At 68.1% G+C, this 23,798-nt stretch carries 21 protein-coding genes and 1 tRNA gene; 13 read left to right on the top strand and 9 right to left on the bottom strand.

The window, feature by feature from the left end; all coding sequences use genetic code 11:
* The first annotated feature begins 7 nt into the window (after positions 1–7).
* The 4 genes from sigM (at position 8) to trxA (ending at position 3,207) form a co-directional block, all read left to right on the top strand.
* Positions 8–733 (top strand): RNA polymerase sigma factor SigM, encoded by a 726-nt coding sequence (sigM, locus tag ACGFR9_RS22545; protein WP_393211455.1) that lies wholly within the window; start codon positions 8–10, stop codon positions 731–733.
* Positions 730–1,647, top strand: a complete 918-nt coding sequence (locus ACGFR9_RS22540) for an anti-sigma factor family protein (RefSeq protein WP_393211452.1) — start codon at positions 730–732, stop codon at positions 1,645–1,647. The genes sigM and ACGFR9_RS22540 overlap by 4 nt, the downstream gene beginning before the upstream one ends.
* A 211-nt stretch (positions 1,648–1,858) precedes the next feature.
* The gene (trxB, locus tag ACGFR9_RS22535; RefSeq protein ID WP_393211449.1) at positions 1,859–2,827 is read left to right on the top strand and encodes a thioredoxin-disulfide reductase; all 969 of its coding nucleotides are present in this window, start codon (positions 1,859–1,861) and stop codon (positions 2,825–2,827) included.
* Positions 2,828–2,868: 41 nt separating this feature from the next.
* Positions 2,869–3,207 carry a thioredoxin gene (gene trxA / locus ACGFR9_RS22530; protein WP_030215428.1) on the top strand — a complete coding sequence of 113 codons (339 nt, stop codon included), beginning with the start codon at positions 2,869–2,871 and terminating at the stop codon, positions 3,205–3,207.
* An 87-nt stretch (positions 3,208–3,294) separates the two neighbouring features.
* Here trxA and ACGFR9_RS22525 read toward each other — a convergent pair whose 3' ends face one another.
* The 9 genes from ACGFR9_RS22525 to rpmH all read right to left on the bottom strand — a co-directional run bounded on the left by ACGFR9_RS22525 (position 3,295) and on the right by rpmH (position 10,300).
* The gene (locus tag ACGFR9_RS22525; RefSeq protein ID WP_393211446.1) at positions 3,295–3,912 is read right to left on the bottom strand and encodes a GNAT family N-acetyltransferase; all 618 of its coding nucleotides are present in this window, start codon (positions 3,910–3,912) and stop codon (positions 3,295–3,297) included.
* Positions 3,913–4,237: 325 nt separating this feature from the next.
* Complete coding sequence (locus ACGFR9_RS22520; protein ID WP_393211443.1) at positions 4,238–5,335, bottom strand: ParB/RepB/Spo0J family partition protein; 1,098 nt, start codon at positions 5,333–5,335, stop codon at positions 4,238–4,240.
* Positions 5,332–6,408, bottom strand: coding sequence for a ParA family protein (locus ACGFR9_RS22515; RefSeq protein ID WP_393211440.1), 1,077 nt, complete (start codon positions 6,406–6,408; stop codon positions 5,332–5,334). The genes ACGFR9_RS22520 and ACGFR9_RS22515 overlap by 4 nt, the downstream gene beginning before the upstream one ends.
* 348 nt (positions 6,409–6,756) lie before the next feature.
* Positions 6,757–7,473 carry a 16S rRNA (guanine(527)-N(7))-methyltransferase RsmG gene (rsmG, locus tag ACGFR9_RS22510; protein WP_030215416.1) on the bottom strand — a complete coding sequence of 239 codons (717 nt, stop codon included), beginning with the start codon at positions 7,471–7,473 and terminating at the stop codon, positions 6,757–6,759.
* Positions 7,474–7,595: 122 nt separating this feature from the next.
* The gene (locus ACGFR9_RS22505) at positions 7,596–8,111 is read right to left on the bottom strand and encodes a protein jag (protein ID WP_393211437.1); all 516 of its coding nucleotides are present in this window, start codon (positions 8,109–8,111) and stop codon (positions 7,596–7,598) included.
* A 15-nt stretch (positions 8,112–8,126) separates the two neighbouring features.
* On the bottom strand, positions 8,127–9,395 hold the full coding sequence (gene yidC / locus ACGFR9_RS22500) for a membrane protein insertase YidC (protein WP_393211434.1): 1,269 nt from the start codon (positions 9,393–9,395) through the stop codon (positions 8,127–8,129).
* 3 nt (positions 9,396–9,398) lie between these two features.
* Complete coding sequence (gene yidD / locus ACGFR9_RS22495; protein WP_311641595.1) at positions 9,399–9,773, bottom strand: membrane protein insertion efficiency factor YidD; 375 nt, start codon at positions 9,771–9,773, stop codon at positions 9,399–9,401.
* On the bottom strand, positions 9,770–10,141 hold the full coding sequence (gene rnpA / locus ACGFR9_RS22490) for a ribonuclease P protein component (protein WP_393211431.1): 372 nt from the start codon (positions 10,139–10,141) through the stop codon (positions 9,770–9,772). Before rnpA ends, yidD begins: the two co-directional genes overlap by 4 nt.
* 21 nt (positions 10,142–10,162) lie before the next feature.
* The gene (gene rpmH, locus ACGFR9_RS22485; RefSeq protein ID WP_030215407.1) at positions 10,163–10,300 is read right to left on the bottom strand and encodes a 50S ribosomal protein L34; all 138 of its coding nucleotides are present in this window, start codon (positions 10,298–10,300) and stop codon (positions 10,163–10,165) included.
* A gap of 377 nt (positions 10,301–10,677) precedes the next feature.
* Here rpmH and dnaA point away from each other — a divergent pair, with 377 nt between their 5' ends.
* The 9 genes from dnaA (at position 10,678) to ACGFR9_RS22440 (ending at position 23,737) form a co-directional block, all read left to right on the top strand.
* The gene (gene dnaA, locus ACGFR9_RS22480) at positions 10,678–12,594 is read left to right on the top strand and encodes a chromosomal replication initiator protein DnaA (protein WP_393211428.1); all 1,917 of its coding nucleotides are present in this window, start codon (positions 10,678–10,680) and stop codon (positions 12,592–12,594) included.
* Positions 12,595–13,604: 1,010 nt separating this feature from the next.
* Positions 13,605–14,735 carry a DNA polymerase III subunit beta gene (dnaN, locus tag ACGFR9_RS22475; RefSeq protein WP_030215404.1) on the top strand — a complete coding sequence of 377 codons (1,131 nt, stop codon included), beginning with the start codon at positions 13,605–13,607 and terminating at the stop codon, positions 14,733–14,735.
* 289 nt (positions 14,736–15,024) lie between these two features.
* A complete protein-coding gene (gnd, locus tag ACGFR9_RS22470; RefSeq protein ID WP_393211426.1) occupies positions 15,025–15,900 on the top strand; it encodes a phosphogluconate dehydrogenase (NAD(+)-dependent, decarboxylating) in 876 nt (291 codons plus the stop codon).
* Between the two features lie 85 nt (positions 15,901–15,985).
* Positions 15,986–17,107: a DNA replication/repair protein RecF gene (gene recF, locus ACGFR9_RS22465; protein WP_393211423.1), complete on the top strand. Its 1,122-nt coding sequence runs from the start codon at positions 15,986–15,988 to the stop codon at positions 17,105–17,107.
* A complete protein-coding gene (locus ACGFR9_RS22460) occupies positions 17,104–17,646 on the top strand; it encodes a DUF721 domain-containing protein (protein ID WP_393211420.1) in 543 nt (180 codons plus the stop codon). The genes recF and ACGFR9_RS22460 overlap by 4 nt, the downstream gene beginning before the upstream one ends.
* 433 nt (positions 17,647–18,079) lie before the next feature.
* On the top strand, positions 18,080–20,140 hold the full coding sequence (gene gyrB, locus ACGFR9_RS22455) for a DNA topoisomerase (ATP-hydrolyzing) subunit B (RefSeq protein WP_393211417.1): 2,061 nt from the start codon (positions 18,080–18,082) through the stop codon (positions 20,138–20,140).
* A gap of 42 nt (positions 20,141–20,182) precedes the next feature.
* The gene (gene gyrA, locus ACGFR9_RS22450; RefSeq protein ID WP_393211414.1) at positions 20,183–22,774 is read left to right on the top strand and encodes a DNA gyrase subunit A; all 2,592 of its coding nucleotides are present in this window, start codon (positions 20,183–20,185) and stop codon (positions 22,772–22,774) included.
* Positions 22,775–22,792: 18 nt separating this feature from the next.
* Entirely contained in the window at positions 22,793–23,539 is a 747-nt protein-coding gene (locus tag ACGFR9_RS22445; RefSeq protein ID WP_393211411.1) for a DUF3566 domain-containing protein, read from the top strand.
* Positions 23,540–23,660: 121 nt separating this feature from the next.
* Positions 23,661–23,737, top strand: a tRNA-Ile gene (locus ACGFR9_RS22440).
* Positions 23,738–23,798: the final 61 nt, after the last annotated feature.

Genomic DNA, 23,798 nt, shown 5'->3' with positions numbered 1-23,798 from the left:
GGGTCCGATGGCAGACGGCGGCAGCTACGGCGGCGTCAGTGATCAGGACCTCCTCGCCCGGCGTGTGGAGGGCGACCCCGACGCCTTCGGTGAGCTCGTGCGGCGTCACCGTGACCGGCTGTGGGCCGTGGCCCTGCGGACGCTCGGGGATCGTGAGGAGGCCGCCGACGCCGTCCAGGACGCCCTTGTCTCCGCCTACCGGGCCGCCCACACGTTCCGGGGGCAGTCGGCCGTCACGACGTGGCTGCACCGGATCACGGTGAACGCCTGCCTGGACCGCGCCCGCAAGGCGGCCGCCCGGAAGACCGCGCCCGTCGACGACACGGAGCGGCTGGAGCAGCTGCTGGAGCCCGCCGAGTCCGCCTCCGCGCCCGCGGAGCGCAACGACCTTCATCGCCAGCTCATCGAGGCCATGGGCACCCTCCCGCCCGATCAGCGGGCCGCGCTCGTGCTCGTGGACATGCAGGGCTATCCGGTCGCCGAAGCCGCCCGCATCCTCGACGTACCCACCGGCACGGTGAAAAGTCGCTGTGCACGAGGCAGAGCCAGACTTCTGCCCCTGCTCACCCATCTGCGGCCGGACGGCACCACCGAGAGCAGGAATCAGGATGCGGGACGGAACCGGACGCAAGGGCCGCCCGTCCCACCCGCAGCGGGTCAACACCAGAAGGATCCGCCTGACCCAGGATCGAACGACCCGGCTGCGGTGAAGGGAGGAGGTGGGCGAGCGTGACATCCACGACAGACAGGGCGGAGCACCCGGACGTCGCGGAGATCTCCGACCTCATCGAGGGACTCCTCCCGACGGACCGGAGCGCCGATGTACGCCGGCATCTGGACGGGTGCCCGCTCTGTGCGGACGTCCAGGCATCGCTCGAGGAGATCCGGGATCTACTCGGCACGGTTCCGGCTCCGACGCGGATGCCCGTGGAGGTGGCGAGCCGTATCGATGCCGCACTGGCCGCGGAGTCCCTGCCGTGGGCCACGGCCCAGGAGTCCGAAGCTGTCGGGGATTCCGATGGTGCTTCTCCCGCGTCCTCCGACGACGAGCACGCGCACGTTTCACGTGAAACGTCGCCGCTTCAGGACCGGCCGTCCGGGCATCCCCGCTCCTCCACGACCGGGCCGGGCCGCAAGGGCCGAGTCCGAGGGGGACGACGTCGGGCCGCCGTACTGGGGACCGTGTTCACGGTCGCCGCTCTGGGGCTCGGATCGGTGGTGCTGTCCTCCATGGACGAGGGCACCGGGCCGGACGAGGACACCCGGACCACCGCCTCGGACACCTTCTCCGAGACCGAGCTGAAGAAGCAGGTCGACGATCTCCTCACACAGAGCCAAGGGGACGTGAAGGGATCCGCCCCCGAGCGCACCTTCGGGTCGCAGTCGGACCCCGGCGACGTCAATCCCAAGGTTCTCAAGGGGCCCACCGTGCCGAGGTGCGTCAGCGACGGCATCGGTCGCAATGACCTGGCGCTCGCCACGGAGACCGGAATCTTCAGGGGCAAGGACGCGATGCTCGTCGTACTTCCCGACGTCTCGGACGCCACCCGTGTGACCGCGTACATCGTCGAGGCGACCTGCGTGGAGAACCCTTCCGTGGCCGGCACCGCGAAGGTTCTGCTGACGCATTCCTACCCACGCTCCTGACGCCCGGCCCACACGCCACTGACGGCCGACGCTTCGTCTGCGTCCTCCGTGGTATCCCGTATATATGCCCTCTCCGTGCCGACAGCGGGCCGTGTCCGTGTGCCCGGACACGGCGGGAATGTACGCCCCTTAGGATCCGTTGGGTGGGGTGAGAGCTCCGAAAAAAGCTCCACCGGTCGACAGACGCAGTCCAGAGACGAGGAATCAAGCCGTGAGCGACGTCCGTAACGTGATCATCATCGGTTCGGGGCCCGCCGGCTACACGGCGGCGCTCTACACCGCCCGTGCGTCGTTGAAGCCCCTGGTGTTCGAGGGCGCCGTCACCGCCGGTGGTGCGCTGATGAACACCACCGATGTCGAGAACTTCCCCGGCTTCCAGGACGGCATCATGGGCCCCGAGCTCATGGACAACATGCGGGCCCAGGCGGAGCGCTTCGGTGCCGAGCTCATCCCGGACGACGTGGTAGCCGTCGATCTGACCGGCGAGATCAAGACCGTCACGGACACCGCCGGAACGGTCCACAAGGCGAAGTCCGTCATCGTCACCACCGGCTCGCAGCACCGCAAGCTCGGCCTGCCCAACGAGGACGCGCTCTCCGGCCGCGGTGTCTCGTGGTGTGCCACCTGTGACGGCTTCTTCTTCAAGGACCACGACATCGCCGTGATCGGTGGTGGTGACACCGCGATGGAGGAGGCCACCTTCCTCTCCCGCTTCGCGAAGTCCGTGACGATCGTCCACCGTCGTGACACCCTGCGTGCCTCCAAGGCGATGCAGGAGCGTGCCTTCGCCGACCCGAAGATCTCGTTCGTCTGGGACAGCGAGATCGCCGAAGTCCAGGGCGACCAGAAGCTCTCGGGCCTGAGGCTGCGCAATGTCAAGACCGGCGAGCTCTCGGACCTGCCGGTGACCGGCCTGTTCATCGCGATCGGTCACGACCCGCGCACCGAGCTCTTCAAGGGCCAGCTGGAGCTGGACGAAGAGGGCTACCTGAAGGTCGAGGCGCCCTCGACGCGTACGAACGTCACCGGTGTCTTCGCCGCCGGCGACGTCGTCGACCACACCTACCGCCAGGCGATCACCGCGGCCGGTACGGGCTGTTCCGCCGCCCTCGACGCAGAGCGCTTCCTCGCCGCTCTCACGGACGGCGAGAAGGCCGAGCCCGAGAAGACCGCTGTCTGACCCCCGCCCACCCCACGCACCAACCAGTTAAGGAGCCCGCTGTGGCCGGCACCCTGAAGCATGTGACCGACGACTCCTTCGAGCAGGACGTCCTCAAGAGCGACAAGCCCGTCCTGGTGGATTTCTGGGCCGCCTGGTGCGGTCCCTGCCGCCAGATCGCCCCGTCCCTCGAGGCCATCGCCGCCGAGTACGGCGACAAGATCGAGATCGTCAAGCTGAACATCGACGAGAACCCGGGTACGGCCGCCAAGTACGGCGTCATGTCCATCCCGACCCTGAACGTCTACCAGGGTGGCGAGGTCGCCAAGACCATCGTCGGTGCCAAGCCGAAGGCCGCGATCGTCCGCGACCTCGAGGAGTTCATCAGCGTCGCCAAGTGACAGCTGACCGCCTCGTCGGCGGCACATGTTTCACGTGAAACACGAAGGGGCCGGCCCAGATGGGTCGGCCCCTTCGTACGAGGCGCGTCAGAGGGGACGCAACGCCGGCTCCTTCTGCACCGCTCCGAGCAGCCGGTCCAGCGCCATCTCGACGTCTTCCTTCCAAGAGAGCGTCGTCCTCAGCTCCAGCCTCAGCCGGGGGTGAGTAGGGTGCTGTCGGACCGTCTTGAAGCCCACCGCCAGCAGATGGTCGGCGGGCAGAAGGCAGGCGGGCTCCTGCCAGCGGACGTCACCGAACGCCTCGATCGCCTTGAAGCCCCGGCGCAGCAGATCCTTGGCCACCGTCTGCACCATCACCCGGCCCAGCCCCTGCCCCTGGTAACCCGGCATGATGAACGCGGTCATCAGCTGCACCGCGTCGGGCGATACGGGGCTGGTGGGAAACGCCGTGGAGCGCGGCACATAGGCGGGCGGCGCGTAAAGGACGAAGCCCACGGGGACGTCATCGACGTAGACGACTCTTCCGCAGGATCCCCAGTCCAGGAGGACGGCCGAGATCCACGATTCCTTCTCTTCCGCCGCGGTACCCGCTCCTACCGCTGCTTCGCCGCTGACGGGGTCGAGCTCCCAGAAGACACACGAGCGGCAGCGCTGGGGGAGGTCCGGAAGGTTGTCCAGCGTGAGCGGTACGAGCCGACGGCCCATGAAGGCTGTTCCTCGCTTCCTTCGCCCGCTGCCTCACGGGCGGCTGTCAGAGCGCTTCGTTCCCTGAGCAGGCTGCCGATGAAGCCGCTGACGGCGCCCACTCCCAGCCCCGCGCTCACCAGGCCGGTGCGGCTGGGCATTCGCATGGCCCCTGCCTCGCTCTCGGAGGTGCTGTCGGGTGGATGCGCCATATCCGAACGCATCGTATCCATGAAGCGATTCCATCGATACCGCCAAAAAGCAAAGGGCGGACCGTGTTCCGGTACACACCGGACACGGTCCGCCCTGCTCGTTCATCGGCCAGCCGTCGGGACCCGGTGAAGCGTCAGTCCTCCGTCTCAACGGAGTCGTCGTCCACCAGACTCTTCTGGAGTACGGGTCCCTCACCCGGAGCAAGGCTGCCGAGGATGCGCTCCAGGTCCTCCATGGAGGCGAACTCGACGGTGATCTTGCCCTTCTTCTGCCCCAGGTCGACCTTCACTCGTGTCTCGAAGCGATCCGAGAGACGCGTCGCCAGATCGGTCAGGGCCGGGGAGACAAGAGCCCCGGCGCGCGGACCCTTGGACCGCTGGGCCTTCTGGGGCCGTGAACCCATCAGAGTCACGATCTCTTCGACTGCCCGCACCGACAGCCCTTCGGCCACGATCCGGTGGGCCAGCCGGTCCTGCTCCTCGGGGTCCTCCACGGACAGCAACGCACGTGCGTGTCCGGCGGACAGCACTCCGGCGGCCAGCCGGCGCTGAACGGTGGGGGGAAGCTTCAGGAGACGCAGCGTGTTGGACACCTGCGGCCGGGACCGGCCGATCCGGTCCGCCAGCTGGTCCTGTGTGCAGTTGAAGTCCTTCAGCAACTGGTCGTAGGCCGCGGCCTCTTCCAGCGGGTTCAGCTGGGCCCGGTGCAGGTTCTCCAGCAGCGCGTCCAGAAGAAGCTTCTCGTCCTCCGTGGCCCGCACGACCGCCGGAATCGCCTCGAGTCCCGCCTCATGGCAGGCCCGCCACCGCCGTTCACCCATGATGAGTTCATAGCGCTCGGGACCTACCTGCCGTACGACAACCGGCTGGAGCAGACCGACCTCCTTGATCGAGGTGATGAGCTCGGACAGCGCGTCCTCGTCGAACACCTCACGCGGCTGGCGCGGGTTCGGCGTAATGGCGTCGAGGGGGATCTCCGCGAAGTGCGCACCCATGGGCGGCGCGGGCACGGCCGGGGGGACGTGTGCCGAAGCCTCATCCGTTTCACGTGAAACGGCCGACAGCGTGGCCAAGTGCGCAGCAGCCACCCCTCGCTCGCTCGGCGGTGCCGGCACCGCCGCAGGAGACGTGGAAACAGCGCCGCTCATCGGCGGCGTCACCGACTTCTCTGTCGGGGCAGCCGGGATCAGTGCGCCGAGACCACGGCCCAACCCCCTCCGTCGCTCGCTCACTGGACGCCCTCCACCATGCTCGGATGGTTCTGTTGTAGGCCGAGGTGGGCCTGCGACCCGTCATAGCTGACGCCGACGCCCCTCAGCGCGATCTCTCGTGCCGCCTCGAAGTAGGAGAGGGCACCGCTCGATCCAGGATCGTAAGTCAGCACCGTCTGCCCGTAGCTCGGCGCTTCCGAGATACGGACGGAGCGGGGAATGCTCGTCCGCAGTACCTCGTCACCGAAGTGGGTGCGCACCTCGTCCGCGACCTGGGACGCGAGCCGCGTCCGGCCGTCGTACATGGTGAGCAGGATCGTCGACACGTGCAGGGTGGGGTTGAGGTGTCCCCGTACCAGGTCGACATTGCGGAGCAGTTGCCCCAGCCCTTCCAGTGCGTAGTACTCGCACTGGATCGGGATCAGGACCTCCTGGCCGGCCACCAACGCGTTGACGGTCAGCAGGCCCAGCGAGGGCGGGCAGTCGATGAGGATGTAGTCCAGCGGCTGCTCATATGCCTGGATCGCCCGCTGCAGCCGGCTTTCGCGCGCCACCAGCGACACCAGCTCGATCTCCGCACCGGCGAGATCGATGGTGGCGGGCGCGCAGAAGAGTCCCTCGACATCGGGGACCGGCTGGACGACCTCCGCAAGCGGCTTGCTCTCCACCAGGACGTCGTAGATGGAGGGGACTTCGGCGTGGTGGTCGATACCCAGGGCCGTGGACGCATTGCCCTGGGGATCGAGGTCGACCACCAGAACACGGCTGCCGTGCAGAGCGAGCGACGCGGCGAGATTGACGGTGGTCGTCGTCTTGCCGACACCGCCCTTCTGGTTGGCGACCACGATGACGCGGGTCTGCTCGGGCCGTGGCAGGCCCTCACCGGCTCGCCCCAGAGCCTCCACCGCCAGTTGGGCAGTACGACCGATGGGAGTGTCGTCCATCGGAGGCGGCGTTTCACGTGAAACATCCGCTCCCATGGACTCGGTACGGGGACCGGGGACCGGATCGGTCATCGGTCCCGCGATGTTGGCGTCGGACCGCAAGGATTCACTCTCCTCGACTTCAGGCTCGCTATGCACAGAGCCTCCCATGCCTTCGGGGTCATGAACCAGTGAGCCCTGGCGTTCTGTGGAGAATTCCACCTCTGTGGACAACTCGGTTCCCCCTGAGGGGGACGATGGTCCGCCGGGAACGGGATCGTCTCCAAGAGCTCCGAGAGGCTTCCGGTCACGGGGTTCGGCCGCGGCGCGACCTCGACTGATGATGCCGTGCAGCAGTGAGCGACGTTTCACGTGAAACACGATGCACAGCAGCCGAGGTCACACTGCCGCGACACTCCGTCATGCATGGGTTTGGCAGCTTGTGTGGAGTACGTCCGACCCTCAGGACGGAGCACACCCCGCCGGGAAGATCACCCCCCGACTCGGACGCGTGCGCTGTCAGCGTCGGCGCCGGACTCGTCCCGTGCGGGCGGCCTTCGCACGCTTCGCCGCGAACCGCACTCCGCCCGGGCTCTCCCCGACCTCGACCCGTACCACCGTGGACATCGGGTCCACGACGCCTTCGCCCACATGCACGATCGATGTCTCCACGGCGCCGAGCTTGCTCAACGCCGTCGCCGCGCTCTTCAGTTCTTCCTCGGCGGTGTCGCCCTTGAGGGCCAGCATCTCGCCGTAGGGCCTCAGCAGGGGAATGCCCCACGTGGCGAGACGGTCGAGCGGAGCCACGGCACGAGCGGTCACCACATGCACCGGAGTGAGCTTTCCCATGACCTCTTCGGCCCGGCCGCGTACGACCGTCACATGATCCAGACCGAGCAGTTCCACGACCTCGGTCAGGAAGTTGGTGCGCCGGAGCAATGGCTCCAGAAGTGTGATCTTGAGGTCGTCGCGGACCAACGCCAGGGGAATGCCGGGCAGACCGGCACCCGAGCCCACATCGCAGACCGTGACGCCCTCGGGCACGACCTCCGAGAGCACCGCGCAGTTCAGCAGATGCCGCTCCCAGAGGCGGGGCACTTCACGCGGCCCGATCAGGCCGCGCTGCACGCCCGTCTCGGCGAGCAGCTCCGCGTAGCGGACCGCATCGGTGAAGCGATCACCGAACACCTCGCGCGCCTGCTCGGGCGCGGGGGGAAGCTCCGCTGCCTCGGTCACGGGGGAACCGTCCTTCCGTACCGTGCCGACATCGGGCGCCGACACCAGAACACAGAACTATCAGGCTGACAAAATTCGGCCCCGCCTGCGCAACAGACGGGGCCGATGGAACGTAGAGCCGATCAGGCGGGAAGCACGACGACGAAGCGCTGCGGCTCCTCGCCCTCCGACTCACTGCGCAGACCGGCCGCCTTGACCGCGTCGTGCACGACCTTCCGCTCGAAGGGCGTCATCGCGTCCAGCTTCACGGCCTGGCCGCTGCTCTTCGCCTCGGCCGCGGCCTTGGCGCCCAGCTCGGACAGCTCGGTACGCTTCTTGGCCCGGTAACCGGCGATGTCGAGCATGAGACGGCTGCGGTCCCCGGTCTCCCGATGGACGGCCAGACGTGTGAGTTCCTGGAGCGCCTCCAGTACCTCACCCTCACGGCCCACCAGCTTCTGCAGGTCACGGCCGCCCGCGTCGCTGATGATCGAGACGGAGGCACGGTCGGCCTCGACGTCCATGTCGATGTCACCGTCGAGGTCGGCGATGTCGAGCAGACCCTCCAGGTAGTCCGCCGCGATCTCGCCCTCCTGCTCCAGGCGGGTCAGGGTGTCTGCACCCTCGGCGGCGGCGGAGGTGGTGGTGCCTTCCGTCACGGGATGGACTCCTTCTTACTTCTTGGACGGGGACTTGGGCCGCTGCGGACCCTTGCGCTGACCGGACTGGGCCTTGCTGCGTGTACTGCCGGTGGACTTGGCGTTGTCCTTCTTGGCAGGAGCGGCCGGCTTGGCGTCCTCGGGCTCGTCGGACTTGGTCAGCGAGGTGGGCTCACCGGCGGCCTTGGCCGGGCCGGTCTGGCGCTGGGACTTGGACTGCCGCTTGGGCTGCTGCCGCTTGGCGGCTGCCCCGGTGGTCGGCGTACCGTCCTCGGACTGAGCGGCGACCGCGCTCTCGCCCTTGATCACCATGCCGTCGGCCTGAGCCGCGAACCCGGCCTTGTTCAGACCGTTGATGAACTTGCGCTCGTGATCGTTGCGGTCCCGGCCCTTGGCGACGATCGCCTTGACGATCGCCCGCTCACGACGGTTGCGGGTCTTGCCGTGATGGGTGACGTGCTTGGTGAGGCGCTCCAGGTAGGCGGCCTGCGCCTTGGAACCCGGCGTGGGATTGTTGTGGATGACGTACATCTGCTGGCCCATGGTCCACACGTTGGTGGTCAGCCAGTAGACGAGGACACCGACCGGGAAGTTGATGCCGAAGACGGCGAAGATGACGGGGAAGACGTACATCAGCATCTTCTGCTGCTGCATGAACGGCGTCTTCACCGTGGTGTCGACGTTCTTCGTCATCAGCTGGCGCTGTGTGTAGAACTGCGACAGCGACATCAGGACGATCATGATCGCCGTGACGACCCGGACATCGGTCAGCGAGGAGTTGAGGGCCTCGACCTTGTCCGCGCTGTCCGTGAACTTCGCCGCGAGCGGGGCACCGAAGATGTGGGCCTTCTGCGCGCTCTCCAGCAGACGGTCGTTGATCACACCGACGGTGTCACCCGACGCGATGCCGTTGAGCACGTGGTACAGAGCGAAGAAGAACGGCGACTGGGCCAGGATGGGAAGGCACGAGGAGAGCGGGTTGGTGCCCGTCTCCTTGTACAGCTTCATCATCTCTTCGGACTGGCGCTGCCGGTCGTTCTTGTAGCGCTCCTGGATCTTCTTCATCTCCGGCTGGAGCGTCTGCATCGCGCGGGTCGCCTTGATCTGCTTCACGAAGAGCGGGATCAGGCAGATACGGATCAGAATCACCAGGGACACGATGGACAGGCCCCAGGCCCAGCCGGTGTCAGGGCCGAAGATGGCGCCGTACACGCTGTGGAACTGGACGATGACCCAGGAGACAGGTGTCGTGATGAAGCTGAAGAGGCTGGCAATCGTGTCCACTAATCATGCTCCTTGGGCATGGGACGGGGTCTCTGCGGCCGGGCTCGAAGAACTCGGCGGGCCTGTGGGAGAGGTCCGCCCTTCGGTGGCCGGTTCGGCGGCGGAGGTCCCGCCCCTGCGTGCACGCCAGGCGTCACGCAGCATTTCGTGCCACCGCGGGCGCTTGCGCGGCGGGACATGGTCCACACCGCCCAGCGACCACGGATTGCAGCGCAGGATGCGCCAGGCCGTAAGTACCGTGCCCTTGACGGCACCGTGCCGGTCGATGGCCGTGTAGCCGTAGTGGGAACACGACGGGTAGTACTTGCACACCGGCCCCAGCAGGGGGCTGATCGTCCACTGGTAGATCTTGATCAGGGCCAGTAGCGGATACTTCATCGCGCGCCCCCTCCCAGCAGCCGCCGCAGGGCGGCGTCCAGGTCTCGGGCCAGTTCTGCATGGTCGGCGTCACCCGCACCGGGCAGCGCTCGTACGACTACCAGGCTACCGGGGGGCAGCAGGCCGACTCGCTCGCGCATCAGATGACGAAGCCTTCGCTTCACTTTGTTGCGCACCACCGCGCCACCCACGGCTTTGCTCACGACGAAACCCGCACGCGACAGGGGAGCGCTCTCCCCAGGCGCATGCGGGTCCGTGGCACCGCTACGTAGGTGGACGACGAGATGCCGGCTTCCTGCCCGGCGTCCTCGTCGTACCGCGGTCGCGAAGTCCTCGCGCCGCCTCAGCCGGTTCTCGGTGGGCAGCACGACGTCATGACCTGACCGGGATCAGGCGGACAGACGGGTGCGACCCTTGCCACGGCGGGACGCGAGAATCGCGCGGCCGGCACGGGTGCGCATACGCAGCCGGAAGCCGTGGGTCTTGGCGCGGCGACGGTTGTTCGGCTGGAAGGTGCGCTTGCTCACTCGGGGGCTCCAGAAAAGAATCGGTTTTTGCGGGGTGCCGTCCTGGCTGTCACCGTGCGCCCACGAGTAGCTCGCGTTACGCCCGAGTGCACCGCTGACCGATCATCTTGCGCGATCTGTGCCCATCGGAGGCAGGCGGCAGCAGCCATCGACAACTCGACTTGGTTACGGTACGCGCGGCTGCGCCATTCGGTCAAACCGACGACGACCGGGGGACACTTGTCCACAGCCTGGGGACAACAACTTGAACCGTACCCGTCGCGCTGACTACCGTGACTGGACTCCGATTCGTTCCCTTGACCCTCCACCACCCGATTTACATCCCGATCCGTCCTTCGCATCACACGATCGAGGGACCCCGTGAGAGAGCGTGCCCTGTGGCTGACGTACCTGCCGATCTTGCCGCAGTGTGGCCACGCGTACTCGAGCAACTCCTCGGAGAAGGCCGCGGGCAGGGAGTCGAGGGCAAGGACGAGCACTGGATCCGGCGCTGCCAGCCGCTGGCCCTGGTCGCCGACACCGCCCTGCTCGCCGTACCCAACGAGTTCGCGAAGGGCGTACTCGAAGGCCGTCTCGCCCCTGTCGTCAGCGAGACCCTGAGCCGCGAGTGCGGCCGTCCGATCCGCATCGCGATCACCGTCGACGACACCGTCGGCGACCCCTCCCCCCCTCCGGCGCCCCGCCCGCAGCCGCGCTACGAGGAGCCCGAGCTCCCGGCCGGCCGCCCCGACCACCTCGAGCGGCCCGACCGGCAGGAGCGCGAGCCCTACGACGGGTACGACGGCTACGAGGGATACGGCCGCCGCCGCGACCAGCAGCAGGGCCCCTCCGGCGATCAGCTCCCCACCGCCCGCCCCGCCTACCCGGCCGAGTACCAGCGCCCGGAACCCGGCACCTGGCCCCGGCCGGCGCAGGACGATTACGGCTGGCAGCAGCAGCGCCTCGGCTTCCCCGAGCGGGACCCGTACGCCACGCCCCCGCAGGACGCCTACGGCTCACCGGACGCGTACGGCGGCAGCTCGCCCGCACCGGACTACCGACCGCAGCCCATGGACCGGCCGCCCTACGACCAGCAGCGCTCGGACTACGACACACCGCGCGGCGACTACGACCGCCGCGACGCGCGACGCGACCGGTCCGAGCCGCCGTCCGGCTCCGGCCACGTCCACCGCGGCGGCCCCGTCGGCCCGAACCTGCCCACCACCGGCGCACCCGGCCCGTTGGCGGCGCAGCCCGCCCCGGCCGCCGGCCCCGGGGAGCCGACCGCGCGGCTGAACCCGAAGTACCTCTTCGACACGTTCGTCATCGGCGCGTCCAACCGTTTCGCCCACGCGGCCGCGGTCGCGGTCGCCGAGGCACCCGCGAAGGCCTACAACCCGCTGTTCATCTACGGGGAGTCGGGACTCGGCAAGACGCATCTGCTGCACGCGATCGGGCACTACGCGCGGAGCCTCTATCCCGGCACGCGCGTGCGGTACGTGAGCTCCGAGGAGTTCACCAACGAGTTCATCAACTCCATCCGCGACGGCAAGGGCGACAGCTTCCGCAAGCGCTACCGCGAGATGGACATCCTGCTCGTCGACGACATCCAGTTCCTGGCGGACAAGGAGTCGACGCAGGAGGAGTTCTTCCACACCTTCAACACTCTCCACAACGCCAACAAGCAGATCGTGCTCTCCAGCGACCGGCCGCCCAAACAGCTGGTCACCCTGGAGGACCGGCTGCGGAACCGTTTCGAGTGGGGTCTGATCACCGACGTCCAGCCGCCGGAGCTGGAGACACGTATCGCGATCCTGCGCAAGAAGGCGGTACAGGAGCAGCTCAACGCGCCGCCGGAGGTGCTGGAGTTCATCGCCTCCCGGATCTCGCGGAACATCCGTGAGCTGGAGGGCGCGCTGATCCGGGTGACGGCGTTCGCCTCGCTCAACCGACAGCCGGTCGACCTGGGCCTGACGGAGATCGTCCTCAAGGACCTGATGCCCGGCGGCGACGACTCGACGCCGGAGATCACCTCTACCGCCATCATGGGTGCGACCGCCGACTACTTCGGCCTCACCGTCGAGGATCTGTGCGGCAGTTCCCGGGGCCGTCAGCTGGTGACGGCCCGCCAGATCGCCATGTACCTGTGCCGCGAGCTGACGGACCTGTCGCTGCCGAAGATCGGCGCGCTGTTCGGCGGCCGCGACCATACGACGGTGATGCACGCCGACCGCAAGATCCGCAATCTGATGGCCGAGCGGCGCTCCATCTACAACCAGGTCACCGAGCTCACCAACCGCATCAAGGCCGGCTGAGCGGACCGGCTTCACCGAGGGCGTCCCTGGAACGGTCCGGGGACGCCCTTCTCCGTGCTCCGGCTCTGCGGTGCACAGCCTGTGCACCGCGGAGCCCGTGAGGCCGCCCGTGAGCCGCCCCGGACCGCCCGAAGGGCGTCCGCGGACCACCATCCGGCCCGCAGGGGGCACTCCGCGTGCCCTCGGACGCCCTTCCCGTCCCCGCGCCGACCGCCACGGCACGACCGCGCTGTTCGATTTCGGGGCGGGGTTACGGCCTTCCTCCACAGATTCGGCGACTTTTTCGCGTCCACATCCTGGGGATCGGGAAGTTGTCCCGATCCTGTCCACAGGGCAGGCTGTCGAGGAACCATCTGGCCAGGTCAACCGACTGTGGAAACGTGGACGAACGATCTCCACAGCCTGTGGACAATCCGGAGATCCACAGGCTGTGCATCAAGTTGTCCACGGGCAACCCACAGGCTGGGGCCGGTTGTCCCCAGCGATCGGCCACTTCTCCACATGCCTGTCCACTGTTCGGCAACGTGACGCGCCCTCTCACCGTCGCGAGTGAAAGGCGTCACACCAAGCTGCCTCTGGGGCCTGTGGGAAAACCTCGCATACCTGGGGACGGAGCTGGGGAGAACTCGGCCCTCCCTGTGCACGGCATGTGCAGAACTTTCTGTTCTCCACAGAGACGCCCGGTTTTCCACGGGCTCCGCCCACAGGGCCGGTGGACAAAATCTATGGCCTGACCTGCGAAAACGAGGTTATCCACGGTATCCACAGGCCCTACTACTACTCCCAACTAGAGAGAGTGAGGAATTCGTTTCGAAGCGGGTCCTGTGCACAACTCGCTGTCTCGACCCCGACTGCCACTCGTCACGACTTGACCCCGAGGGGCACCTACTGTCAGTGCGGTGCGTCAGACTGGTCCCCGGTGTCCTTCCCGCCACAGGGCCGACGACACCGAGTCAGACGACGAAGCCAGGCAGGGCGAGAAGCGCCGGCAACAGCAGGAGGCGGCAACAGTGAAGATCCGGGTGGAACGCGACGTACTCGCGGAGGCAGTGGCCTGGGCGGCTCGCAGCCTTCCGGCCCGTCCGCCGGCCCCTGTCCTCGCCGGCCTGCTCCTGAAGGCCGAGAACGGCCAGCTGAGCCTGTCCAGCTTCGACTACGAGGTCTCCGCGCGGGTGTCGGTGGAGGCGGAGGTCGAGGAGGAGGGCACCGTCCTCGTCTCGGGCCGGCTGCTGGCCGACATCTCCCGCGCCCTCCCCAACCGGCCGGTGGAGATCTCCACCGACGGTGTACGGGCGACGGTGGTGTGCGGCTCCTCGCGGTTCACCCTCCACACACTGCCTGTGGAGGAGTACCCGGCCCTGCCGCAGATGCCGAACGCGACGGGTACGGTCCCCGGCGAGGTCTTCGCCTCCGCCGTGCAGCAGGTCGCCATCGCGGCCGGCCGTGACGACACGCTGCCCGTCCTCACCGGTGTGCGCATCGAGATCGAGGGCGACACCGTCACGCTGGCCTCCACCGACCGCTACCGCTTTGCGGTCCGCGAGTTCCTGTGGAAGCCGGAGAACCCGGAGGTCTCCGCGGTCGCCCTGGTGCCCGCCAAGACGCTCCAGGACACCGCCAAGGCGCTGACCAGTGGTGACCAGGTGATCCTGGCGCTGTCCGGCTCGGGGGCGGGTGAGGGCCTGATCGGTTTCGAGGGCGCCGGCCGCCGTACCACCACGCGGCTGCTGGAGGGCGACCTCCCGAAGTACCGCACGCTGTTCCCGACCGAGTTCAACAGCGTTGCCGTGATCGAGACCGCGCCCTTCGTGGAGGCCGTCAAGCGCGTCGCCCTGGTCGCCGAGCGCAACACTCCGGTGCGGCTGAGCTTCGAACAGGGTGTGCTCATTCTGGAGGCCGGTTCCAGCGACGACGCACAGGCTGTGGAAAGGGTCGACGCCCAGTTGGAGGGCGACGACATCTCGATCGCCTTCAACCCGACGTTCCTGCTGGACGGCCTGAGCGCCATCGACTCCCCGGTCGCCCAGCTGTCCTTCACCACGTCGACCAAGCCGGCGCTGCTCAGCGGCCGCCCGGCGGTGGACGCGGAGGCGGACGACGCCTACAAGTACCTGATCATGCCGGTGCGGCTCAGCGGCTGACCTGCCCCCGCCGCGGTGGCTGCTGGGGGTGTGGGGGTCGGCCCCCACAAGGCCGCAGTATGCCGGTGCGGCTCAGCGGCTGACCTGCCGCCGCCGGTCCTGTGGGGGCCTCCCTCACAGGACCGGCGGCTATGTCGATGCGGCGGCGGCTGAGCGTCGTACCGGGCAAAGCCGCAGGTGAGGGCAGCGTTTGAGCGCGTATGCCCACAGATGTGCGCGAGCGTCCGGGTTTAGGCTCGGACGCCGGCACGTACGTGCCGTCACGTCGCATACCTAAGGATCACAACTGATGGAGCTCGGTCTCGTCGGCCTCGGCAAGATGGGCGGCAACATGCGCGAGCGGATTCGCCGCGCGGGTCACACCGTCCTCGGATTCGACCGCAACCCGGACCTCGCCGACGTCCGCAGCCTGCGGGAGCTTGTGGGCAAGCTCAGCGGCCCCCGTGTGGTGTGGGTGATGGTTCCGGCCGGCGAGCCGACCCAGTCCACGATCGACGAGCTCGCGGAGCTGCTCGAGCCGGGTGACGTCGTCGTGGACGGCGGCAACTCCCGCTGGACGGACGACGAGAGGCACGCGGAGGAGCTGGCGGCCAAGGGCATCGGCTTCGTCGACTGCGGCGTCTCCGGCGGCGTCTGGGGCCTGGAGAACGGCTACGCGCTGATGTACGGCGGCGACGAGGAGAACGTCGCCAGGGTGCAGCCGGTCTTCGACGCCCTCAAGCCGGAGGGCGACCTCGGCGCGGTGCACGCGGGCAAGGTCGGCGCGGGCCACTTCGCGAAGATGGTCCACAACGGCATCGAGTACGCCATGATGCAGGCCTACGCCGAGGGCTGGGAACTCCTGGAGAAGGTCGACTCCGTCGACAACGTCCGCGAGGTGTTCCGCTCCTGGCAGGAGGGCACCGTGATCCGCTCCTGGCTGCTCGACCTCGCGGTCAACGCGCTCGACGAGGACCAGCACCTGGACGGGCTCCGGGGTTATGCACAGGACTCCGGTGAGGGACGCTGGACTGTGGAGGCCGCCATCGACAACGCGGTCCCGCTGCCGGCGATCACCGCCTCGCTGTTCGCGCGGTTCGCCTCCCGTCAGGAGGACTCGCCGCAGATGAAGATGATCGCGGCGCTGCGCAACCAGTTCGGCGGCCACGCGGTCGAGAAGAAGTAGTCCACAGGGCACGTCCCGTATCCACAGGACCGTATCCAGGACCGCTTCCGCGGTCCGCGACGCCGGGGAGGTCGGCGGAACGACCATGCACGTCACGCATCTGTCGCTGGCCGATTTCCGGTCCTACCCCGGGGTCGAGGTCCCGCTCGACCCCGGGGTGACGGCCTTCGTCGGGCCCAACGGGCAGGGCAAGACGAACCTGGTCGAGGCCGTCGGCTACCTCGCCACCCTGGGCAGCCACCGGGTCTCCTCCGACGCCCCGCTGGTCCGCATGGGAGCCGACCGGGCGATCATCCGCGCCCAGGTCCGGCAGGGCGAGCGGCAGCAGCTGATCGAGCTGGAACTGAACCCGGGCCGCGCCAACCGCGCTCGGATCAACAGGTCCTCGCAGGTCAGGCCCCGGGACGTGTTGGGGATCGTCCGTACGGTGCTGTTCGCGCCCGAGGACCTCGCCCTGATCAAGGGCGACCCCGGCGAGCGGCGCCGGTTCCTGGACGAGCTGATCACCGCGCGCTCCCCGCGCATGGCGGGTGTGCGCTCCGACTACGACCGGGTGCTCAAGCAGCGCAACACACTGCTGAAGTCGGCCGCGCTGGCCCGCCGGCACGGCGGCCGCACCCTGGATCTGTCGACCCTGGACGTATGGGACCAGCACCTCGCACAGGCGGGTGCCGAGCTGCTGGCGCGGCGGCTGGATCTGATCGGCGCGCTCCAGCCGCTGGCCGACAAGGCGTACGAACAGCTGGCGCCGGGCGGCGGCCCGGTCGCCCTGGAGTACCGGCCGTCCGCGCCCGGCGAGGCACACACGCGTGAGGATCTGTACGAGCAGCTGATGGGCGCCCTCACGGAGGCGCGCAAGCAGGAGATCGAACGGGGCGTCACCCTGGTCGGCCCGCACCGTGACGATCTGCTGCTGAAGCTGGGCCAGTTGCCGGCCAAGGGCTACGCCTCGCACGGTGAGTCCTGGTCGTACGCGCTGGCGCTGCGTCTCGCCTCGTACGACCTGCTGCGCGCGGAGGGCAACGAGCCGGTGCTGGTGCTCGACGACGTCTTCGCCGAACTGGACACGCGGCGCCGGGAGCGGCTGGCGGAGCTGGTGGCGCCCGGCGAGCAGGTGCTGGTGACCGCGGCCGTCGACGACGACGTACCCCATGTGCTGGCGGGTACCCGATTCACCGTGGCCGAGGGGACGGTGGAACGCGTATGAGCGACCAGTCCACGCCCGGAACCGGTGTCGGCAGTGCCCCCGAGCCGTCCGGTGTCGACCTCGCGCGCGTGGCGTTGCGCGCGGCGAAGGAGGCGGCGCGCGCGCGTGGGGACGCGGCGCAGCAGCGGAAGCAGGTCCGGCGCGGGGGTCTGCGTTCCGGCGCGCGTGCCGACCGGCGCGATCCGATGGCGCTCGGCCCCGCGATCAACCGGCTGCTCGCCGAGCGCGGCTGGGAGGCGCCCGCCGCGGTGGGCGGGGTGATGGGGCGCTGGCCGGAGATCGTCGGCGAGGACGTGGCCAAGCACTGCGAGCCGGAGCGGTACGACGAGGACGAGCGGGTGCTGGTCGTGCGCTGTGACTCCACGGCGTGGGCGACGAATCTGCGGCTGCTCGCGCCGACCCTGGTCGCGCGTCTGAACGAGGATCTGGGGCACGGCACCGTGCGGCTGATCAAGGTCATCGGTCCCGGTGGTCCCACCCGTCGGTTCGGGCCTCTGCGCGCTCCCGGAAGCATGGGTCCGGGGGACACGTACGGGTGATCCGGCGGCCGTTCCGGGCCCGTCAGTAAGACGTGATGGACATCACATCAGGGGTTCTCACCGGTGCTGTCGTGCCGCCGGTGCCCGTTTCGTCGCAAGGCCGCACGCGGTTGCGAATCGCCACCTGACTCCTAAGTAGCCAAGGGTTGACGGCCGGAAGCGCTGAGTGCCCTCGTGGGGCTCTTGGAGCCCCCTTCCCTATATCGGGAGTCGGACGAGGCCGGTTGAGGGCGGCACATGCGAACGCAGGTACCGGCAAACCCCCATCGATGTCAGTGCTACCGGTAGACTGGAAGACAATCCCGCCCCGAACGTGGGGACCGTCCGGGACTAGCTGAGCAACGCTGAGCAAGGCTTACCAACGCAACATGCCGCAGCCGCTCCGGCAACCTGCCGACGAGCCCGGCTCGTGCTGTGCCAGAAAGGGCGCTTCGTGGCCGATTCCGGCAACCCCAACGAGAACAATCCGTCCACCGACACCGGCGTGAACGACGCGGTGAGCACCTCGCACGGCGAGGGTTCCGCCTCGTACGACGCCAGTGCCATCACCGTCCTCGAGGGTCTGGACGCGGTCCGCAAGCGACCCGGTATGTACATCGGCTCGACCGGTGAACGCGGACTGCACCACCTGGTGCAGGAGGTCGTGGACAACTCCGTCGACGAGGCGCTGGCCGGACACGCGGACACCATCGACGTCACGATCCTCGCCGACGGCGGCGTCCGGGTCGTGGACAACGGCCGAGGCATCCCGGTGGGCATCGTCCCCTCCGAGGGGAAGCCGGCCCTCGAGGTCGTGCTGACCGTGCTGCACGCGGGCGGCAAGTTCGGCGGCGGCGGCTACGCGGTCTCCGGTGGTCTGCACGGCGTGGGCGTCTCCGTCGTCAACGCCCTGTCCACCAGGGTCGCGGTGGAGGTCAGGACCGACGGCCACCGCTGGACGCAGGAGTACAAGCTGGGCGTCCCCACGGCGCCGCTCGCACGGCACGAGGCCACCGAGGAGACCGGCACGGCGGTCACCTTCTGGGCCGACGGCGACATCTTCGAGACCACGGACTACTCCTTCGAGACGCTGTCCCGGCGCTTCCAGGAGATGGCCTTCCTCAACAAGGGCCTGAAGATCAACCTCACCGACGAGCGCGAGTCGGCGAAGGCCACCGCCGGCGCGGACGAGGCGGGCGAGGACGAGAAGAACGAGGTCAAGGCCGTCTCGTACCACTACGAGGGCGGCATCGTCGACTTCGTGAAGTACCTCAACTCCCGCAAGGGAGAGCTGGTGCACCCCAGCGTGATCGACCTCGAGGCCGAGGACAAGGACAAGAGCCTGTCCCTCGAGGTGGCGATGCAGTGGAACGGCGGCTACACCGAGGGTGTGTACTCGTTCGCCAACATCATCCACACGCACGAGGGCGGTACGCACGAGGAGGGCTTCCGCGCGGCGCTCACCTCGCTGATCAACAAGTACGCGCGGGACAAGAAGCTGCTGCGGGAGAAGGACGACAACCTCACGGGTGACGACATCCGCGAGGGTCTGACCGCGATCATCTCGGTGAAGCTGGGCGAGCCCCAGTTCGAGGGTCAGACGAAGACGAAGCTGGGCAACACCGAGGTGAAGACCTTCGTCCAGAAGGTCGTCTACGAGCACCTCACCGACTGGCTCGACCGCAACCCGAACGAGGCCGCGGACATCATCCGCAAGGGCATCCAGGCGGCCACCGCGCGTGTGGCGGCCCGCAAGGCCCGTGACCTCACCCGTCGCAAGGGTCTACTGGAGTCGGCGTCGCTGCCGGGCAAACTGTCCGACTGCCAGTCGAACGATCCGACCAAGTGCGAGATCTTCATCGTCGAGGGCGACTCCGCCGGCGGTTCGGCCAAGTCCGGCCGCAACCCGCAATACCAGGCGATCCTCCCGATCCGCGGCAAGATCCTCAACGTCGAGAAGGCGCGCATCGACCGGATCCTGCAGAACCAGGAGATCCAGGCGATGATCTCCGCGTTCGGCACGGGTGTGCACGAGGACTTCGACATCGAGAAGCTCCGCTATCACAAGATCATTCTGATGGCGGACGCCGACGTCGACGGCCAGCACATCAACACCCTGCTGCTGACCTTCCTGTTCCGCTTCATGCGGCCGCTCGTCGAGTCCGGGCACGTGTACCTGTCCCGCCCGCCGCTGTACAAGATCAAGTGGGGCCGGGACGACTTCGAGTACGCGTACTCCGACCGCGAGCGCGACGCGCTGATCGAGATGGGCCGCAACGCGGGCAAGCGCATCCGTGAGGACTCCGTACAGCGCTTCAAGGGCCTCGGCGAGATGAACGCCGAGGAGCTGCGCATCACGACCATGGACCAGGAGCACCGTGTGCTCGGCCAGGTCACGCTCGACGACGCCGCGCAGGCCGACGACCTGTTCTCGGTGCTGATGGGCGAGGACGTCGAGGCCCGCCGCGCGTTCATCCAGCGCAACGCCAAGGACGTCCGCTTCCTCGACATCTGAGTCGGTCTCAGCTGACCGCACCAGGAAGGACCTTCACCAGCAATGACCGACGAGAACACTCCTGTGACGCCCGAGGGCGACGCTCTGACGATGCGTGTCGAGCCCGTCGGGCTCGAGACGGAGATGCAGCGTTCGTACCTCGACTACGCGATGTCCGTCATCGTCTCGCGTGCGCTGCCCGACGTCCGTGACGGCCTCAAGCCCGTCCATCGGCGCGTGCTCTACGCCATGTACGACGGCGGCTACCGCCCGGAGCGCGGCTTCTACAAGTGCGCGCGCGTGGTCGGCGACGTCATGGGCAACTACCACCCGCACGGCGACAGCTCCATCTACGACGCCCTGGTCCGCCTCGCCCAGCCCTGGTCGATGCGGATGCCGCTCGTCGACTCCAACGGCAACTTCGGCTCCCCCGGCAACGACCCGGCGGCGGCCATGCGCTACACCGAATGCAAGATGGCGCCGCTGTCGATGGAGATGGTCCGTGACATCGACGAGGAGACCGTCGACTTCACGGACAACTACGACGGCCGCTCCCAGGAGCCGACCGTCCTTCCGGCCCGCTTCCCGAACCTGCTGATCAACGGCTCGGCCGGTATCGCGGTCGGCATGGCGACGAACATCCCGCCGCACAACCTGCGCGAGGTCGCGGCCGGCGCCCAGTGGTACCTGGAGAACCCCGAGGCGTCCCACGAGGAGCTCCTGGACGCGCTGATCGAGCGCATCAAGGGCCCCGACTTCCCGACCGGCGCCCTCGTGGTGGGGCGCAAGGGCATCGAGGAGGCGTACCGCACGGGCCGCGGTTCCATCACCATGCGCGCGGTGGTCGAGGTCGAGGAGATCCAGAACCGCCAGTGCCTGGTGGTCACGGAGCTGCCGTACCAGACCAACCCCGACAACCTCGCGCAGAAGATCGCCGACCTGGTGAAGGACGGCAAGATCGGCGGCATCGCCGACGTGCGCGACGAGACGTCGTCCCGCACGGGTCAGCGCCTGGTCATCGTGCTGAAGCGGGACGCGGTCGCCAAGGTCGTCCTGAACAACCTGTACAAGCACACCGACCTGCAGTCCAACTTCGGCGCCAACATGCTGGCCCTGGTCGACGGCGTGCCGCGCACGCTCTCCCTGGACGCGTTCATCCGCCACTGGGTGACGCACCAGATCGAGGTCATCGTCCGCCGTACGCGCTTCCGGCTGCGCAAGGCCGAGGAGCGGGCGCACATCCTGCGCGGCCTGCTGAAGGCCCTGGACGCCATCGACGAGGTCATCGCACTGATCCGGCGCAGTGACACCGTCGAGATCGCGCGCGGGGGCCTGATGGGCCTCCTGGAGATCGACGAGATCCAGGCCAACGCCATCCTGGAGATGCAGCTGCGCCGGCTGGCCGCCCTGGAGCGCCAGAAGATCGTCCAGGAGCACGACGAACTCCAGGCGAAGATCCGCGAGTACAACGCGATCCTCTCCTCCCCGGTCCGTCAGCGAGGCATCGTCAGCGAGGAACTGGCCGCGATCGTCGAGAAGTACGGCGACGACCGCAAGACGAAGCTGATCCCCTACGAGGGCGACATGTCCATCGAGGACCTGATCGCCGAAGAGGACATCGTCGTCACGGTCACGCGCGGCGGCTACATCAAGCGCACCAAGACCGACGACTACCGGGCCCAGAAGCGCGGCGGCAAGGGCGTTCGCGGCACGAAGCTCAAGGAAGACGACATCGTCAACCACTTCTTCGTGTCCACCACCCACCACTGGCTGCTGTTCTTCACCAACAAGGGCCGCGTGTACCGGGTGAAGGCGTACGAGCTTCCCGACGCCGGCCGTGACGCGCGCGGGCAGCACGTGGCGAACCTGCTGGCCTTCCAGCCGGACGAGACGATTGCCCAGATCCGCGCGATCCGCGACTACGAGGCCATGCCCTACCTGGTCCTGGCCACCAAGGCGGGCCTGGTGAAGAAGACGTCGCTGAAGGACTACGACTCCCCGCGCTCCGGTGGCGTGATCGCCATCAACCTGCGTGAGCAGGAGGACGGTGCCGACGACGAACTGATCGGAGCCGAACTCGTCTCGGCCGACGACGATCTCCTGCTGATCAGCAGGAAGGCGCAGTCGATCAGGTTCACGGCGACGGACGACACACTCCGTCCCATGGGCCGCGCGACCTCGGGCGTCAAGGGCATGAGTTTCCGCGAGGGGGACGAGCTGCTCTCGATGAATGTTGTTCGACCCGGTACGTTCGTGTTCACTGCCACAGACGGCGGGTACGCGAAGCGGACCGCTGTCGACGAGTACCGCGTCCAGGGTCGCGGCGGCCTCGGCATCAAGGCTGCCAAGATTGTGGAGGACCGCGGTTCGCTGGTCGGCGCGCTGGTGGTCGAGGAGCACGACGAGATCCTCGCCATCACGCTGTCGGGTGGTGTGATTCGTACGCGAGTCAACGAGATCAGGGAGACCGGCCGTGACACCATGGGCGTCCAACTGATCAATCTGGGCAAGCGCGATGCCGTGGTCGGCATCGCCCGTAACGCCGAGGCTGGACGCGAGGCGGAGGAAGTCGACGGCGACGTGGCCGTGGACGAGACCGCCGACGGGGCCGCGACCGCCGGCACGGACGAGGGTGAGGCGCCCTCGTCCGAGTAGCACGAGGAGTGAGTCAGCGTGAGCGGAGCCACGGGCGCCGGACCGGCCGGTACCAGTAGGGGGACGGACGGCGGCAGCCGTGGCTCCGCCGCGCGGGCGGCGGATCCGCACACGACCAATCTCAAGGCGATCAAGCCGACCGCCACGGACGCGTCCTCGTCCGACAGACAGGGATCCCAAGGGGGAACCGTGACGGACACCCGAGGCCCGCAGCAGGCCGCGCCCGCGCAGGGCGCTGCCGCTCAGACGGCCTCACCGCTGCCGGGGGAACGGCAGCCGCAGCAGCAGGCGGGTCCGTACCACCCGCCGCAGGCCTACCCGGCGCAGTCCGGTACGGCGGCCGGCCAGACCGGCGCGGTACGACGTCCCCGCACCGGGGCACGCACCACCCCGCGCGTGCGCAAGGCGCGCCTGCGCGTGGCGAAGGCCGACCCGTGGTCGGTGATGAAGGTCAGCTTCCTGCTCTCCATCGCGCTGGGCATCTGCACGATCGTCGCGTCGGCGGTGCTGTGGATGGTCATGGACGCCATGGGCGTCTTCTCCACCGTCGGCGGCACGATCTCCGAGGCGACCGGCTCCACCGATTCGAACGGCTTCGATCTGCAGTCGTTCCTGTCGCTGCCCAACGTCCTGATGTTCACCACGGTCATCGCGGTCATCGACGTCGTCCTGGCGACGGCGCTCGCGACGCTCGGCGCGTTCATCTACAACCTCTCCGCGGGTTTCGTGGGTGGTGTCGAGCTGACGCTCGCCGAGGACGAGTGACCTGCTCAGTCCGCTTGCCCGGCCTGCGGTGACAGCCCTGGGACAACCGATTTTGGGACTGCCCCCGTCGTGCGCTAATCTTCAGGAGTCAGCGCGCGGGACATACACCGCAGAGCGCGGCGGGGCTATAGCTCAGTTGGTTAGAGCGCATCCCTGATAAGGATGAGGCCACAGGTTCAAATCCTGTTAGCCCCACCAGCACGAAGACCCTCAGTCGGCAACGGCTGAGGGTCTTTCGTATGCATGGTCCGGGTGACGG

The sequence above is a fragment of the Streptomyces sp. NPDC048584 genome, assembly GCF_043199595.1.
In the GTDB taxonomy this organism is placed as follows: domain Bacteria; phylum Actinomycetota; class Actinomycetes; order Streptomycetales; family Streptomycetaceae; genus Streptomyces; species Streptomyces edwardsiae.
Note: the sequence above shows the minus strand (reverse complement) of the source record. Positions and strands in the feature narration are given on the sequence as shown.